Raw genomic sequence first — 12,850 nt, 5'->3', positions numbered from 1 at the left:
ATGCGTGCTCAGAATTCGCTCAGGCTTCGAACACCGCGCCGTGCACGTTGGCTTCGTCGGCTATGCAACGATCGATCATACGGCATACGGCGTCGACCGTGCCGACCATGATCAGTCGCGACGGTCCATGATAGACCCGCACCGGTGCGCGGCGCGCGGGCTCCGCGATATTCAGCGCCGAATTCAGCGATACGCGCGCAAACGCCGGCAACGACGACGGCAGACCGCAAGCTTCGGCAGTCACGTCGAACAGCGACGGCGTGCGCGCCGCGGGCGCCTCGATCGGCGCGCAAGGCGTGAGCTTGCGCAGATGGCGCAGACGGCCGAACTGGCGAAAAGGCAGCAGACGGGCAAGGCGTTCCATGAGTCTCTCCAGACGATGCAGCTTAAATGCGCGGCGTAATGCGGGCGTTAATGCGGCTTGGGTCGGACAAACCGGCGCGAGCGTTCCGGCAACAGCGAAGGATCAGAACTCGCTGGGGCGAATCAGCCCGACCGCGATCCCTTCGAGCGCGAAATCCGCGCTGCCGGTTTCCACGAAGATGTTGTCGTAGTCGGGGTTTTCGGCGATCAGCTCGATGCCGTTCGGCCGGCGCTTCAGACGCTTGACCGTCACGTCGTCGCCAAGGCGCGCAATGATGATCTGGCCGTCTTTCGCTTCGCTGCGCTTTTGCACCGCGAGCAGGTCGCCGTCGAGAATGCCCGCGTCGCGCATCGACAGGCCGCGCACCTTCAGCAGGTAGTCGGGCTTGCTCGAGAACAGCGCCGGGTCGCACGCGTAGTGCTGCGAGATATGTTCCTGCGCGAGGATCGGGCTACCCGCCGCGACCCGGCCGATCAGCGGCAGTGACAACTGCATCAGGCCCGCATGTGGCAGCGTGAACTGGTGCGGCGCATCCTCCTGCCCGGACAGCAGGCGGATGCCGCGCGACGCGCCGGCCGCCAGTTCGATCACGCCCTTGCGCGCCAGCGCGCGCAGATGCTCTTCCGCGGAATTGGCCGAACTGAAACCGAGTTCGGCGGCAATTTCCGCGCGAGTGGGCGGAAAGCCGGTGCGTTCGATCGCGCGGCGGATCAGATCGAAAACCTGCTGCTGTCGTGCGGTGAGTTTTGTCATGGCCACTGTATGTATGAACAGGTGACTGTATTTTTATACAGTATTCGGCGCATTTCAAGCTTTACTTTAAGTTCGGCGCAAGGGGCGCGCTGGGGCGTCGTTTATCGGCGAGATGGCGGCGTTTTCGGCGTCGGAACAGCCGGCGCGTCTGCCGTTACCACTTTTGGGCATTAAAAAATGAGGAAACATTATTTTTAATGATGAAAGCCCTTCGATAGACTGGCTTCCGGGTTGGCGCTCATGTGCACGTGACCGCGACGCAAAACGACACCAGACGCTTATCAGCGGACCATCACGCGGAGAAAAACTGAAATGAACCATCGGCATACGGGGCTTGCGGCTCGAACCAGAAAACTGATCACGGCGCTTGCCGTCGGCGCGGCGGGTACGCTCGGCATGTTGGGCGCAAGCGGTGTCGCGCACGCCGACACCACGCTGCTGAACGTGTCCTACGATCCGACCCGCGAGCTGTATCAGGACATCAATCAGGCATTCAGCAAGGAATGGAAGGCCAAGACCGGCGAAGCCGTCACCTTCAAGCAGTCGCACGGCGGCTCGGGCGCGCAGGCCCGCTCGGTGGTCGACGGTCTGCAGGCCGACGTCGTGACGCTTGCGCTCGCTTACGACATCGACGCGATCGCGAACAAGGGGCTCGTCGACAAGAACTGGCAGAAGCGTCTGCCGGACAACGCATCGCCGTACACGTCGACGATCGTGTTTCTGGTGCGCAAGGGCAACCCGAAGCACATCAAGGATTGGGACGATCTGGTGAAGCCGGGCGTGTCGATCGTGACGCCGAATCCGAAGACCTCGGGCGGCGCGCGCTGGAACTACCTGGCCGCTTGGGCGTACGCCGAGCATCAGCCGGGCGGCAACGCCCAGAAGGCCAAGGAGTTCGTCGGCAAGCTGTACAAGAACGCCGGCGTGCTCGATTCGGGCGCGCGCGGCGCGACCACCAGCTTCGTGCAGCGCGATATCGGCGACGTGCTGATCGCGTGGGAAAACGAGGCGTTCCTGTCGGTGAAGGAGTTCGGCCCGGACAAGTTCGAAATCGTGGTGCCGTCGGCGAGCATTCTGGCCGAGCCGCCGGTCGCGGTGGTCGACAAGGTCGTCGACAAACACGGCACGCGCAAGCTGGCGGACGCGTATCTGAACTTCCTGTATAGCGAGGAAGGCCAGGAGATCGCCGCACGCAATTTCTATCGTCCGCGATCGAACAAGGTGCCGGCCGATCTGACCGCGAAGTTTCCGAAGCTGAAGCTGTACACGATCGACGATTCGTTCGGCGGCTGGACCAACGCGCAAAAGACCCATTTCGCGGACGGCGGCGTGTTCGATTCGATTTATCAGCCGCAGTAACAACCACGGCCTGAAGCACAGGCACAGGCAAAAGAGCGCGCCCAGTGGGCGCGCTTTCGGCTAACCGGGGTCCGGTGGCCAGCAGGGTGGCAACACCGCAGTACGGCAACACAGCAAAACGAACAACCGCGAGCATCAACCATGAACGAGTATCCAGCATGACCACGTTGACTTTCCGCAAGCCGAGCGCATTGCCCGGCTTTGGCCTGACACTCGGCATCACGGTGGCTTATTTGAGCCTCGTGGTGCTGATTCCATTGGCGGCGACCTTTCTGAAGACCGCGACGCTCGACTGGGACCAGTTCGTGCGCGCGGTCACGTCGCCGCGCGTGCTCGCGTCGTATCGGCTGACGTTCTTCTCGGCGCTCGGCGGCGCGCTGATCAACGCGGTGTTCGGCTTTCTCGTCGCGTGGGTGCTGGTGCGCTATAGGTTTCCGTTCAAGCGCATCGTCGATGCGGTCGTCGATCTGCCGTTCGCTCTGCCCACCTCGGTCGCCGGTATTTCGCTCGCGGCCGTGTATGCGGGTAACGGCTGGATCGGCCAGTTCCTCGCGCCGCTCGGCATCAAGATCGCGTTCACGCCGGTCGGCGTGCTGGTCGCGCTGACGTTCATCGGCCTGCCGTTTGTCGTGCGCACGGTGCAGCCGGTGCTCGAGGAGTTCGAGCGCGAGCAGGAGGAGGCGGCCGCGTGCCTCGGCGCGTCGCGCTGGCTCACGTTTCGCCGCGTCGTGCTGCCGGCCGTGTTCCCGGCGCTGCTGACCGGCTTCGCGCTCGCCTTCGCGCGCGCGCTCGGCGAATACGGCTCGGTGATCTTCATCGCCGGTAATGTGCCGATGAAGTCGGAGATCACGTCGCTCCTGATCATCACGAAGCTCGAGCAATACGACTATGCGGGTGCGACGGCGCTCGCGGTCGTGATGCTGGTCGTGTCGTTTCTGATGCTGCTGCTGATCAACACGCTGCAGTGGTGGCTGCAGCGCCGCACGAGCCGCGGCAATGCGGGGCCCGCGCCAGCTGCCACGAGCGTCGCCGCAATCGGTGGAGGTGCGCAATGAGCCGCCGTCCGACCAACCCGGCAAGCGGTGCGCGCCGCCCCGATCCGGTCAGCGAACCGCCCGTTGTGCGCTGGCTGCTGATCGGCGTCGCACTGTTGTTTCTCGCGCTGTTCCTGGTCGTGCCGCTCGCCGCGGTGTTCTACCAGGCGCTGAACAAGGGGCTGCGTTTTTACTTCGAAGCGCTCGCCGACCCGGATGCGCTGTCGGCGATCAAGCTGACGCTGCTCACCGCGTCGATCGCGGTGCCGCTGAACCTCGTGTTCGGCCTCGCGGCGTCGTGGTGCATCGCGAAGTTCGAATTCCGCGGCAAGGCGCTGCTGACCACGCTGATCGACCTGCCGTTTTCGGTGTCGCCGGTGATCTCCGGTCTGATCTACGTGCTGATGTTCGGCGCGCAGGGCTGGTTCGGCCCGTGGCTCGCAGATCACAACGTGCAGATCATCTTCGCGGTGCCGGGCATCGTGCTCGCGACGATCTTCGTCACGTTCCCGTTCGTCGCGCGCGAGCTGATCCCGCTGATGCAGGCGCAGGGCAACGACGAGGAAGAGGCCGCGCACGTGCTCGGCGCATCGGGCTGGCAGACGTTCCGTCGTGTGACGCTGCCGAACGTGAAGTGGGGCCTGCTGTACGGCGTGATTCTGTGCAATGCGCGCGCGATGGGCGAGTTCGGCGCGGTGTCGGTGGTGTCCGGCCATATTCGCGGGCAGACCGACACGATGCCGCTGCACGTCGAAATCCTCTACAACGAGTACAACTTCTCGGCCGCGTTCGCCGTGGCCTCGCTGCTCGCGCTGCTGGCGCTGGTCACGCTGGGGCTCAAGCTGCTGGCCGAGCGTCATATGTCGGCGGAACTGTCGGCGGCGCGTGAGGTGCCCGCGTATGCGGGACCGGCGCCGGGCGGTGCATCACAGGCCAATAGCGCGCAGTCCGCTTCTCATTCGTTTTTCGTCGACGCCACGCCTGCGTCGCAGCGACATCCGCTCAAGCAAGGAGAGCTGTAAATGGGTATCACCGTTCGTAACCTGGAAAAGCGCTTCGGCGATTTCGTCGCGCTCGACAACGTGTCGCTCGACTTCCCGCCAGGCGAACTCGTCGCGCTGCTCGGGCCGTCGGGTTGCGGCAAGACGACCTTGCTGCGTGTGATCGCGGGCCTCGAATACGCGGACGGCGGCCAGGTCGAGCTGCAAGGCCAGGACGTCGCGGCGGTCGGCGCGCGCGAGCGTGAGGTCGGCTTCGTGTTTCAGCATTACGCGCTGTTCCGTCATATGACGGTGTTCGAGAACGTCGCGTTCGGCCTGCGCGTAAAGCCGCGCAAGGAACGTCCGTCGGAGAAGGTGATTCGCGAGAAGGTGCATGAACTGCTGAAGCTCGTGCAACTCGATTGGCTTGCGCAACGGTATCCGTCCGAGCTGTCCGGTGGTCAGCGGCAACGCATTGCGCTTGCGCGCGCGTTGGCCGTGGAGCCGAAGGTGCTGCTGCTCGACGAGCCGTTCGGCGCGCTCGACGCGAAGGTGCGCAAGGAACTGCGCAGCTGGCTGCGCCGTTTGCATGACGATCTGCATATCTCGACGATCTTCGTCACGCACGATCAGGAAGAAGCGCTCGAAGTGGCCGATCGCATCGTCGTGCTCAATCGAGGGCATGTCGAGCAGGTGGGAAGCCCGCAGGACGTGTACGACCATCCGCAGACGCCGTTCGTCTATGAGTTTCTCGGCGCGGCAAACCGTCTGCACGGCAACGTCGATGCGCAAGGCTTCGTCGTCGATGGCGCCGCGCTGCCGGTCGCGATCACGGCGGGTTTCAGCGGTCCCGCGTTCGCCTATGTGCGGCCGCATGATCTGCAGCTGTATCCGCAGGCAGCCGGGCATCGAAACGGCATCGTCGTCGACGTGCGGCGCGTGGTGACGCTCGGCGGCTCGGTGCGCGTCGAACTCGCCGGTCGCGAGGGCAATCTGCTCGAAGCCGAACTCGATCGCGAAACGTGGCGTGATCTGCAACTCGCGGTCGGCGACGGTGTGACCGCAGTGCCGCGCGCGCTGCGGGTGTTTCCGGCGCAGTGAGACGGCAGCGCCGCCGTGCGGCGCACGAAGCAGGCGAGAAACGTATCGGCCGTACCGAGTGGTTCCCTTTGGCATTTGACAGCTCTAATAACTCAACTCTGGCAGAACCGGAGACACAACGATGAATTTCCAGCAATTGCGCTTCGTGCGCGAGGCCGTGCGGCAGAACATGAACCTGACGGAAGTGGCGAACGTGCTGTACACGTCGCAGTCGGGCGTGTCGAAACAGATCAAGGACCTCGAGGACGAGCTCGGCGTCGACATTTTCATTCGCCGCGGCAAGCGGCTCACGGGCCTCACTGAACCGGGCAAGGCCGTGCATCAGTTGATCGAGCGGATGCTGCTCGATGCGGAGAATCTGCGCCGCGTCGCGCGTCAGTACGCGGATCAGGACAGCGGCCATCTCGTCGTCGCGACCACCCACACGCAGGCGCGCTATGCGCTGCCGAAGGTGGTCCGGCAGTTCACGTCGGTGTTCCCGAAGGTGCATCTGGCGCTGCGCCAGGGCAGCCCGCAACAGATCGCGCAGATGATCATCAACGGCGAGGCCGATATCGGCATCTCGACCGAGGCGCTCGACCGCTTCCCCGACATCGTCACGTTCCCGTGCTATTCGTGGCATCACGTGGTGGTGGTGCCGAAAGATCATCCGCTGGTCGGCCGCGAAAACCTGACGCTCGACGAGATCGCCGAATTCCCGATCGTCACGTACGACCAGGACTTCACGGGCCGCTCGCATATCGACCAGGCATTCGCGAAAGCAGGCGCGTTGCCCGACGTCGTGCTGACCGCGATCGACGCCGACGTGATCAAGACCTACGTCGAGCTCGGCATGGGCATTGGCGTGGTCGCGGCGATGGCCTACGATCCGAAGCGCGACACCGAACTCGTCGCGCTCGATACGCAGCATCTGTTCGAGGCGAGCACGACGCGCGTCGGTTTGCGCAAGGGCGCGTTCCTGCGCGCGTACGCGTATCGGCTGATCGAAATGTTCGCGCCGCAACTGAGCGAGACCGATATCGCGGCGCAGTTGCGCGAGGCCGCTTAAGCCTCGCGATTTCACGCATGGCGGCGCGCGGCGCATCGCTTACAATCGCCGCCATGACTACCTCGACTTCCTCTCTCCCGACTCCTCCGAGCACGCCGGGCTCCGCTTCCTCGTTGCCGCGCATCGGCGTGCTCGCGACCGGCGGCACGATCGCCGGCGCGGCACCGGATGCCGCCAACACGTCCGGCTATCAGGCGGGCGTCGTCGGCGTCGATCAGTTGCTCGCGGCGGTGCCGGCGCTGTCGATGGTCGCGCGCGTCGCGCCGGAGCAGCTCGCCAGCGTCGATAGCAAGGACATGGCGCTGCCGCTGTGGACGACGCTCGCGCAACGTATCAACGCGCTGCTCGCGAGCGACGACGTCGACGGCGTGGTCGTCACGCACGGCACCGACACGCTCGAAGAGACCGCCTACCTGTTGCACCTGACCGTCAAGTCGGACAAGCCCGTCGTGCTGACCGCGGCGATGCGGCCGGCGTCGGCGCTATCGGCCGATGGTCCGTTGAATCTGCTGAACGCAGTGACGGTCGCGGCGCATGCGGCTTCGTGCGGGCAGGGCGTGCTGGTCGCGTTCAACAATCGCATCCATTGCGCGCGCGACGTCGTGAAGACGAGCACCTATGCGGTCGACGCATTCCAGTCGCCGGAAATCGGTGCGCTTGGCTGGGTGCAGGATGGGCGCGTCGAGTTTCAACGCAGTGTGGTGCGCGCGCATACGCTTGCGAGCGAGTTCGCGATCGATACGGCGTGGCCGCACGTAGAGATCGTCGCGAGCTATGCGGGCGTGTCGCGCATTGCCGTCGATGCGCTCATCGCCGCGGGCGTGCGCGGCCTCGTCATCGCGGGCACGGGCAATGGCTCGATCCATCAGGCGTTGCAGCAGGCGCTCGCCGACGCGGTGTCGCGCGGTATCGCGGTGGTGCGCTCGTCGCGTGTGGGCTCGGGACATGTGATGCGCAACGGCGCGGCAGCCGACGACGCGCTCGGCTTCGTCAGCGCGGGTACGCTGAATCCGTACAAGGCGCGCGTGCTGTTGATGCTGGCGCTCGCAGCGGGCCATACGGCGCCGGCTGCGTTGCAAAAGCTGTTCGATACATACTGATCGACGAATCCGACAGCCGGACACCCGACGACGACGTCTGACCGACCAAGGCTTCCTCGGCGTCGCCGGGTGCCGCTGCGGACCCCACTTGCCGCTCTCAGCCCAGAGCGGCGCGATTTGCCCGTTTCGCTGCGCCTGCGGCCGAAGCCGCCGGGCGACGAACGGGCGCCCCACCTGTGCTCATCATCACCGCGCGGATGCCGAAGCGGTCATTAGCGCAATCAACGACGAGCTCAATCACACAGGAACACGAAGGGACCTCAAGCCGCCTTCGCTTCCTTGCTCTCGGGCGTTTGCGCGACCTCATGATTCGCCATGATTTCGAGCGCGCGCACCATCGCCGAGTGATCCCACGCCTTGCCGCCGTTTGCCGCGCACACGCTGAACAACTGCTGCGCGCTCGCAGTATGCGGCAGCGCGATGCCAAGCTTGCGCGCGCCATCGAGCGCGAGATTCAGGTCCTTCTGATGCAGCTCGATGTGAAAGCCCGGATTGAACGTGCGCTTCGTCATGCGCTCGCCATGCACTTCGAGAATTCGCGACGACGCGAAGCCGCCCATCAACGCGCGGCGCACGCGCTCCGGGTCGGCGCCCGAGCGCGACGCGAACAGCAGCGCTTCCGCGACCGCTTCGATGTTCAGCGCGACGATGATCTGGTTGGCGACCTTGCAGGTCTGACCCGCGCCGTTCTCGCCGATCAGCGAGATGTTCTTGCCCATCAGTTCGAACAGCGGCTTGGCTAAAGCAAAGGCTTTCTCGGGACCGCCGACCATGATCGTCAGCGTCGCGTCGCGCGCGCCAATTTCGCCGCCGGACACCGGCGCATCGAGATAGTCGACGCCGAGCGCGTTGATCTTCTTCGCGAACGCCTGGGTGTCGAGCGGCGAGATCGAGCTCATGTCGATCACGAGTTTGCCTTTGGTGAGGCCAGCGGCGACGCCGTCATCAGCGAACAACACGTTGGCGACGTCCGGTGTGTCCGGAACCATGATGATGACGATGTCGGCGGCCTGTGCGACGGCGGTCGAACTGGCGACCACACTCGCGCTTTTCGCGATGTCGTCCGGTACCGGATAGGCGCCGTTCACGAACAGCGTGTGACCGCCTTTGATGAGGTTGCGCGCCATGTGCGCGCCCATGATGCCGAGCCCGATGAAGCCGATCTTTGCCATGTGTGTGAATCTCCAGGGTTATAGGGGGCGTGCATTGAGCCTGACGCGTCTCAAGCCGCCGCATGTGCCGCGCCGCGTGCCTGACCAGCGACGCTTTGCACCCAGCCGAGGCCGGCTTCGGTCGTCGTGCGCGGCTTGTATTCGCAACCGACGTAGCCGTCGTAGCCGAGCGAGTCGAGCAGCGCGAACAGATACGGATAGTTGATCTCGCCGGTGCCCGGTTCATGCCGTCCGGGGTTGTCCGCAAGCTGGATATGCGCGATCTGCGCGAGGTTCTTTTCGATCGTCGCCGCGAGTTCGCCTTCCATCCGTTGCATGTGATAGATGTCGTATTGCAGGAACAGATTGTCCGAGCCGACTTCGCGAATCACGTCGAGTCCGTCGCGCGAACGGTTCAGCGCGAAGCCCGGAATGTCGTACGAGTTGCACGGCTCGACGAGCAGCCGGATGCCGGCCTTCTTCAACTCGCGCGCGGCAAAGCGCAGGTTCTCGACGATCGTCGCGCGGGCGGTGTCGGCAGACACGTTCACACCCGGAATGCCGACGAGGCAGTTCAGTTGCGGCACCTTCAACGCGCTTGCGTATTCGATCGCGCGGCCGACGCCTTCCTGGAACTCGGCGACCCGATCCGGCAGACACGCGATGCCGCGTTCACCGGCTTCCCAGTTGCCCGCCGGCAGGTTGTGCAGCACCAGCTTCAGGCGGTTCTGCTGCAGACGTTCGCTCAATTCGGCGATCGAATACGGATACGGGAACAGGAATTCGACGGCATGGAAGCCGGCATTGGCTGCTGCCGCGAAACGGTCGAGGAACGGCACTTCGTTGAACAGCATCGTCAGGTTCGCTGCGAATTTCGGCATGGTGCTTTTGTCTCTCAGGTCGGTCAGGGAATGGCGCGCTGGGCATGATGAGGCGAGGGCGCGGAGCATGAGCTCGGCCCTCGCGCATCGTGCGCGCTGAATGCTGCGGGTACTGCGAACGCGCGACGCTCAGTCGAGCAGGCTGATCGCCGTCGGCGCGTCCTCGCGCTTCTCGGCGAGTTCCTCGAACTCGTTGATCGCGTCGATCTCGGTGCCCATCGAGATGTTGGTCACACGTTCGAGAATCACTTCGACGATCACCGGCACGTTGAACTCGGCGAGCATCGACTGCGCTTTTTGCAGCGCCGGCTTCAGCTCTTCGGGCTTGAACACGCGAATCGCCTTGCAACCGAGACCTTCGGCGACCGCGACGTGATCGACGCCATAGCCGTTGGTCTCCGGCGAGTTGATGTTCTCGAAGCCGAGCTGCACGCAGTAGTCCATTTCGAACGCGCGCTGCGCCTGGCGGATCAGCCCGAGGTACGAGTTGTTCACGACGACATGCACGTACGGCAGCTTGAATTGCGCGCCGGCCGCAAGCTCTTCGATCATGAACTGGAAGTCGTAGTCGCCCGACAACGCGACGATCGGCCGTTGCGGGTCGGCCGCGCGCACGCCGAGCGCCGCTGGAATTGTCCAGCCGAGCGGGCCGGCCTGGCCGCAGTTGATCCAGTTGCGCGCCTTGTACACGTGCAGGAATTGCGCGGCGGCGATCTGCGACAAGCCGATCGTGCTCACGTAGCAGGTGTCGCGGCCGAACACCTGGTTCATCTCTTCATACACGCGCTGCGGCTTCATCGGCACGTTGTCGAAGTGCGTCTTGCGCAGCATCGTGCGCTTGCGTTGCTGGCAATCGGCGACCCATGCGCTGCGATCCTTCAACTTGCCCGCGGCCTTCCATTCGCCGGCGACTTCGACGAACAGTTCGAGCGCGGCCTTCGCGTCCGACACGATGCCGAGATCCGGACCGAACACGCGGCCGATCTGCGTCGGTTCGATATCGACGTGCACGAACTTGCGGCCCTTCGTGTACACATCGACGCTGCCGGTGTGACGGTTGGCCCAGCGGTTGCCGATGCCGAGCACGAAGTCGGATGCGAGCATCGTCGCGTTGCCGTAGCGGTGCGAGGTCTGCAGACCGACCATGCCGGCCATCAGCGGATGGTCGTCGGGAATCGCGCCCCACGACATCAGTGTCGGGATCACCGGCACGCCGACCGTTTCGGCGAACTTCACGAGCAGGTTTTCGGCGACCGCGTTCAATACGCCGCCGCCCGAGACGATCAGCGGCTTGTCGGCATCGTTGAGCAGCGCGAGCGCCGCTTCGATCTGCTTGCGGGTTGCCTTCGGCTTGTAGACCGGCAGCGGTTCGTACGTGTCGATATCGAATTCGATTTCGGCCAGCTGCACGTCGATCGGCAAGTCGACCAGCACCGGACCCGGACGGCCCGAGCGCATCAGATGGAACGCCTGCTGGAACACGCGCGGCACCAGCGCCGGCTCGCGCACGGTCACGGCCCACTTGGTGACGGGCTTCGCGATCGCTTCGATATCGACGGCCTGGAAGTCTTCCTTGTACAAACGCGCGCGCGGCGCTTGACCCGTGATAGCCATAATAGGGATCGAGTCAGCCTGGGCGGAGTACAAACCGGTGATCATGTCGGTACCGGCAGGGCCCGACGTGCCAATGCATACGCCGATGTTGCCCGGCTGTGCACGCGTATAGCCCTCGGCCATGTGCGATGCGCCCTCGACGTGACGCGCGAGCACGTGGCTGATGCCGCCGGCTTTGCGCATCGCCGAGTAGAACGGGTTGATCGCGGCGCCCGGCACGCCGAACGCGGTATCGATGCCTTCTTTTTCGAGCACCAGAACGGCGGCGTCGACGGCTCTCATCTTGGCCATGGATGTCTCCTCAATGTCGGTAATTACGTCGGTTGAGGGACACTGTAGGCCTGCGCCAAAGGTTTGATAAGATCAGTCCGGGTCGCTTATTCCGAAACAAAAAGTATCGAATGGCATGGCGCCCGGCGCACGGCCGGCATCATCAGCCCGGCAAGAGACAGGTGGGAGACGAGCATGGACCGCTTCAAACAGATCGAAACCTTCGTGCGGGTTGCCGATGCGGGCAGTCTCGCGGCGGCGGCGCTGGAGGAGGGCGTTTCGCCGGTGATTCTCGGGCGGCGCATCGACGCGCTCGAGAAGCGCCTCGGCGTGAAGCTGATGTATCGCACGACGCGGCGGCTGGTGGTCAGCGAGGACGGCGCGGCCTTTCTCGAACGCTGCCGCGGGCTCCTCAGCGAGTGGGATCAGGCGGAAAACGAACTGAGCGCGGGGCGCCGCGCGGTGAATGGCCATCTGATCGTGTCGGCGCCGGCCGCGTTCGGCCGCAAGCACGTCGCGCCGCTCGCGCCCGCATTTCTGCGCGACAAGCCCGGGTTGCAGATGTCGTTCAATCTGACCGACCGGGTCGTCGATCTGGTGCGCGAGGGCTACGACCTGTCGATTCGCATCGGCGGCACGGTCGATCCGAACTTCGTCGCGGTGAAGCTCGCGTCGAACCGGCGCGTGGTGTGCGGTACGCCCGAGTATTTCCGCCTTCACGGCAAGCCGAAGACGCTCGAGGATCTGCCGGCCCACAACTGCCTCGCGTTCAATCTGCAAGGCGGGCAGAACCGCGGCTGGTACTTCCGCCGCAACGGCAAGCTCGCGACGGTGCGGGTGGGCGGCTCGCTCGACTGCAACGATGGCGAACTGCTGCATCGCTGGGTTTCGGAAGGGCTCGGACTCGGCTGGCGCTCGACATGGGAAATCCAGCAGCAGCTCGCGCGCGGCGAGCTCGAAACCGTGCTCGATGAGTATGCGCTGCCCGATTACGACATCCTCGCGGTCTATCCGCAGCAGCGCTACGTGCCGGCGCGGGTGCGCTATTTCATCGACTATCTGAAAGACGTGTACGCCAGCGACGACTACTGGAACCGGCCGTCGTACTAGCGGGCGTATTGGTTGGCGAGAGAGGTGGCGAGAGAGTTGGCGAGAGGCGCGCGGGCGAGCCCGAACTTTTTGGGATTGCTGGCGG

Annotated in this window: 12 protein-coding genes; 7 read left to right on the top strand and 5 right to left on the bottom strand. The window is 64.4% G+C overall.

Annotation, left to right across the window (positions count from 1 at the left end):
• Positions 1-19 precede the first annotated feature (19 nt).
• On the bottom strand, positions 20-364 hold the full coding sequence (locus tag ACLFKU_RS11785) for a hypothetical protein (RefSeq protein WP_410849193.1): 345 nt from the start codon (positions 362-364) through the stop codon (positions 20-22).
• Between the two features lie 102 nt (positions 365-466).
• Positions 467-1,117 (bottom strand): transcriptional repressor LexA, encoded by a 651-nt coding sequence (gene lexA, locus ACLFKU_RS11780; RefSeq protein WP_008922406.1) that lies wholly within the window; start codon positions 1,115-1,117, stop codon positions 467-469.
• A gap of 312 nt (positions 1,118-1,429) precedes the next feature.
• Here lexA and ACLFKU_RS11775 point away from each other — a divergent pair, with 312 nt between their 5' ends.
• The 6 genes from ACLFKU_RS11775 to ACLFKU_RS11750 all read left to right on the top strand — a co-directional run bounded on the left by ACLFKU_RS11775 (position 1,430) and on the right by ACLFKU_RS11750 (position 7,739).
• Entirely contained in the window at positions 1,430-2,476 is a 1,047-nt protein-coding gene (locus tag ACLFKU_RS11775; protein ID WP_368582846.1) for a sulfate ABC transporter substrate-binding protein, read from the top strand.
• A gap of 158 nt (positions 2,477-2,634) precedes the next feature.
• Positions 2,635-3,531, top strand: a complete 897-nt coding sequence (cysT, locus tag ACLFKU_RS11770; RefSeq protein WP_410849192.1) for a sulfate ABC transporter permease subunit CysT — start codon at positions 2,635-2,637, stop codon at positions 3,529-3,531.
• Complete coding sequence (gene cysW, locus ACLFKU_RS11765) at positions 3,528-4,532, top strand: sulfate ABC transporter permease subunit CysW (RefSeq protein ID WP_368582848.1); 1,005 nt, start codon at positions 3,528-3,530, stop codon at positions 4,530-4,532. The genes cysT and cysW overlap by 4 nt, the downstream gene beginning before the upstream one ends.
• The gene (locus ACLFKU_RS11760) at positions 4,533-5,591 is read left to right on the top strand and encodes a sulfate/molybdate ABC transporter ATP-binding protein (protein ID WP_410849191.1); all 1,059 of its coding nucleotides are present in this window, start codon (positions 4,533-4,535) and stop codon (positions 5,589-5,591) included.
• Between the two features lie 121 nt (positions 5,592-5,712).
• Entirely contained in the window at positions 5,713-6,639 is a 927-nt protein-coding gene (locus ACLFKU_RS11755; protein ID WP_013089301.1) for a CysB family HTH-type transcriptional regulator, read from the top strand.
• A 53-nt stretch (positions 6,640-6,692) separates the two neighbouring features.
• The gene (locus ACLFKU_RS11750) at positions 6,693-7,739 is read left to right on the top strand and encodes an asparaginase (RefSeq protein WP_410849190.1); all 1,047 of its coding nucleotides are present in this window, start codon (positions 6,693-6,695) and stop codon (positions 7,737-7,739) included.
• A 260-nt stretch (positions 7,740-7,999) separates the two neighbouring features.
• Here the strand turns inward: ACLFKU_RS11750 and ACLFKU_RS11745 are convergent, their stop codons facing one another.
• The 3 genes from ACLFKU_RS11745 to gcl all read right to left on the bottom strand — a co-directional run bounded on the left by ACLFKU_RS11745 (position 8,000) and on the right by gcl (position 11,676).
• Positions 8,000-8,911 (bottom strand): 2-hydroxy-3-oxopropionate reductase, encoded by a 912-nt coding sequence (locus tag ACLFKU_RS11745; RefSeq protein ID WP_410849189.1) that lies wholly within the window; start codon positions 8,909-8,911, stop codon positions 8,000-8,002.
• 50 nt (positions 8,912-8,961) lie between these two features.
• Positions 8,962-9,771 carry a 2-oxo-tetronate isomerase gene (gene otnI / locus ACLFKU_RS11740; RefSeq protein ID WP_410849188.1) on the bottom strand — a complete coding sequence of 270 codons (810 nt, stop codon included), beginning with the start codon at positions 9,769-9,771 and terminating at the stop codon, positions 8,962-8,964.
• Between the two features lie 129 nt (positions 9,772-9,900).
• Positions 9,901-11,676, bottom strand: a complete 1,776-nt coding sequence (gene gcl, locus ACLFKU_RS11735; protein ID WP_410849187.1) for a glyoxylate carboligase — start codon at positions 11,674-11,676, stop codon at positions 9,901-9,903.
• A gap of 174 nt (positions 11,677-11,850) precedes the next feature.
• Between gcl and ACLFKU_RS11730 the strand changes: the two genes are divergently transcribed.
• Entirely contained in the window at positions 11,851-12,765 is a 915-nt protein-coding gene (locus ACLFKU_RS11730; RefSeq protein ID WP_410849186.1) for a LysR family transcriptional regulator, read from the top strand.
• The last annotated feature ends 85 nt before the right edge of the window (positions 12,766-12,850 follow it).

Source organism: Paraburkholderia sp. EG304 (genome assembly GCF_046543485.1).
GTDB lineage: Bacteria > Pseudomonadota > Gammaproteobacteria > Burkholderiales > Burkholderiaceae > Paraburkholderia > Paraburkholderia youngii.
The sequence above is the reverse complement of the archived record's forward strand: the minus strand, read 5'-3'. Positions and strand labels throughout refer to the sequence as shown.

Coding starts and splice junctions, on each gene's coding strand:
- ACLFKU_RS11785 (WP_410849193.1), bottom strand. CDS start 364: ATGGAACGCCTTGCCCGTCTGCTGCCTTTTCGCCAGTTCGGCCGTCTG.
- lexA (WP_008922406.1), bottom strand. CDS start 1,117: ATGACAAAACTCACCGCACGACAGCAGCAGGTTTTCGATCTGATCCGC.
- ACLFKU_RS11775 (WP_368582846.1), top strand. CDS start 1,430: ATGAACCATCGGCATACGGGGCTTGCGGCTCGAACCAGAAAACTGATC.
- cysT (WP_410849192.1), top strand. CDS start 2,635: ATGACCACGTTGACTTTCCGCAAGCCGAGCGCATTGCCCGGCTTTGGC.
- cysW (WP_368582848.1), top strand. CDS start 3,528: ATGAGCCGCCGTCCGACCAACCCGGCAAGCGGTGCGCGCCGCCCCGAT.
- ACLFKU_RS11760 (WP_410849191.1), top strand. CDS start 4,533: ATGGGTATCACCGTTCGTAACCTGGAAAAGCGCTTCGGCGATTTCGTC.
- ACLFKU_RS11755 (WP_013089301.1), top strand. CDS start 5,713: ATGAATTTCCAGCAATTGCGCTTCGTGCGCGAGGCCGTGCGGCAGAAC.
- ACLFKU_RS11750 (WP_410849190.1), top strand. CDS start 6,693: ATGACTACCTCGACTTCCTCTCTCCCGACTCCTCCGAGCACGCCGGGC.
- ACLFKU_RS11745 (WP_410849189.1), bottom strand. CDS start 8,911: ATGGCAAAGATCGGCTTCATCGGGCTCGGCATCATGGGCGCGCACATG.
- otnI (WP_410849188.1), bottom strand. CDS start 9,771: ATGCCGAAATTCGCAGCGAACCTGACGATGCTGTTCAACGAAGTGCCG.
- gcl (WP_410849187.1), bottom strand. CDS start 11,676: ATGGCCAAGATGAGAGCCGTCGACGCCGCCGTTCTGGTGCTCGAAAAA.
- ACLFKU_RS11730 (WP_410849186.1), top strand. CDS start 11,851: ATGGACCGCTTCAAACAGATCGAAACCTTCGTGCGGGTTGCCGATGCG.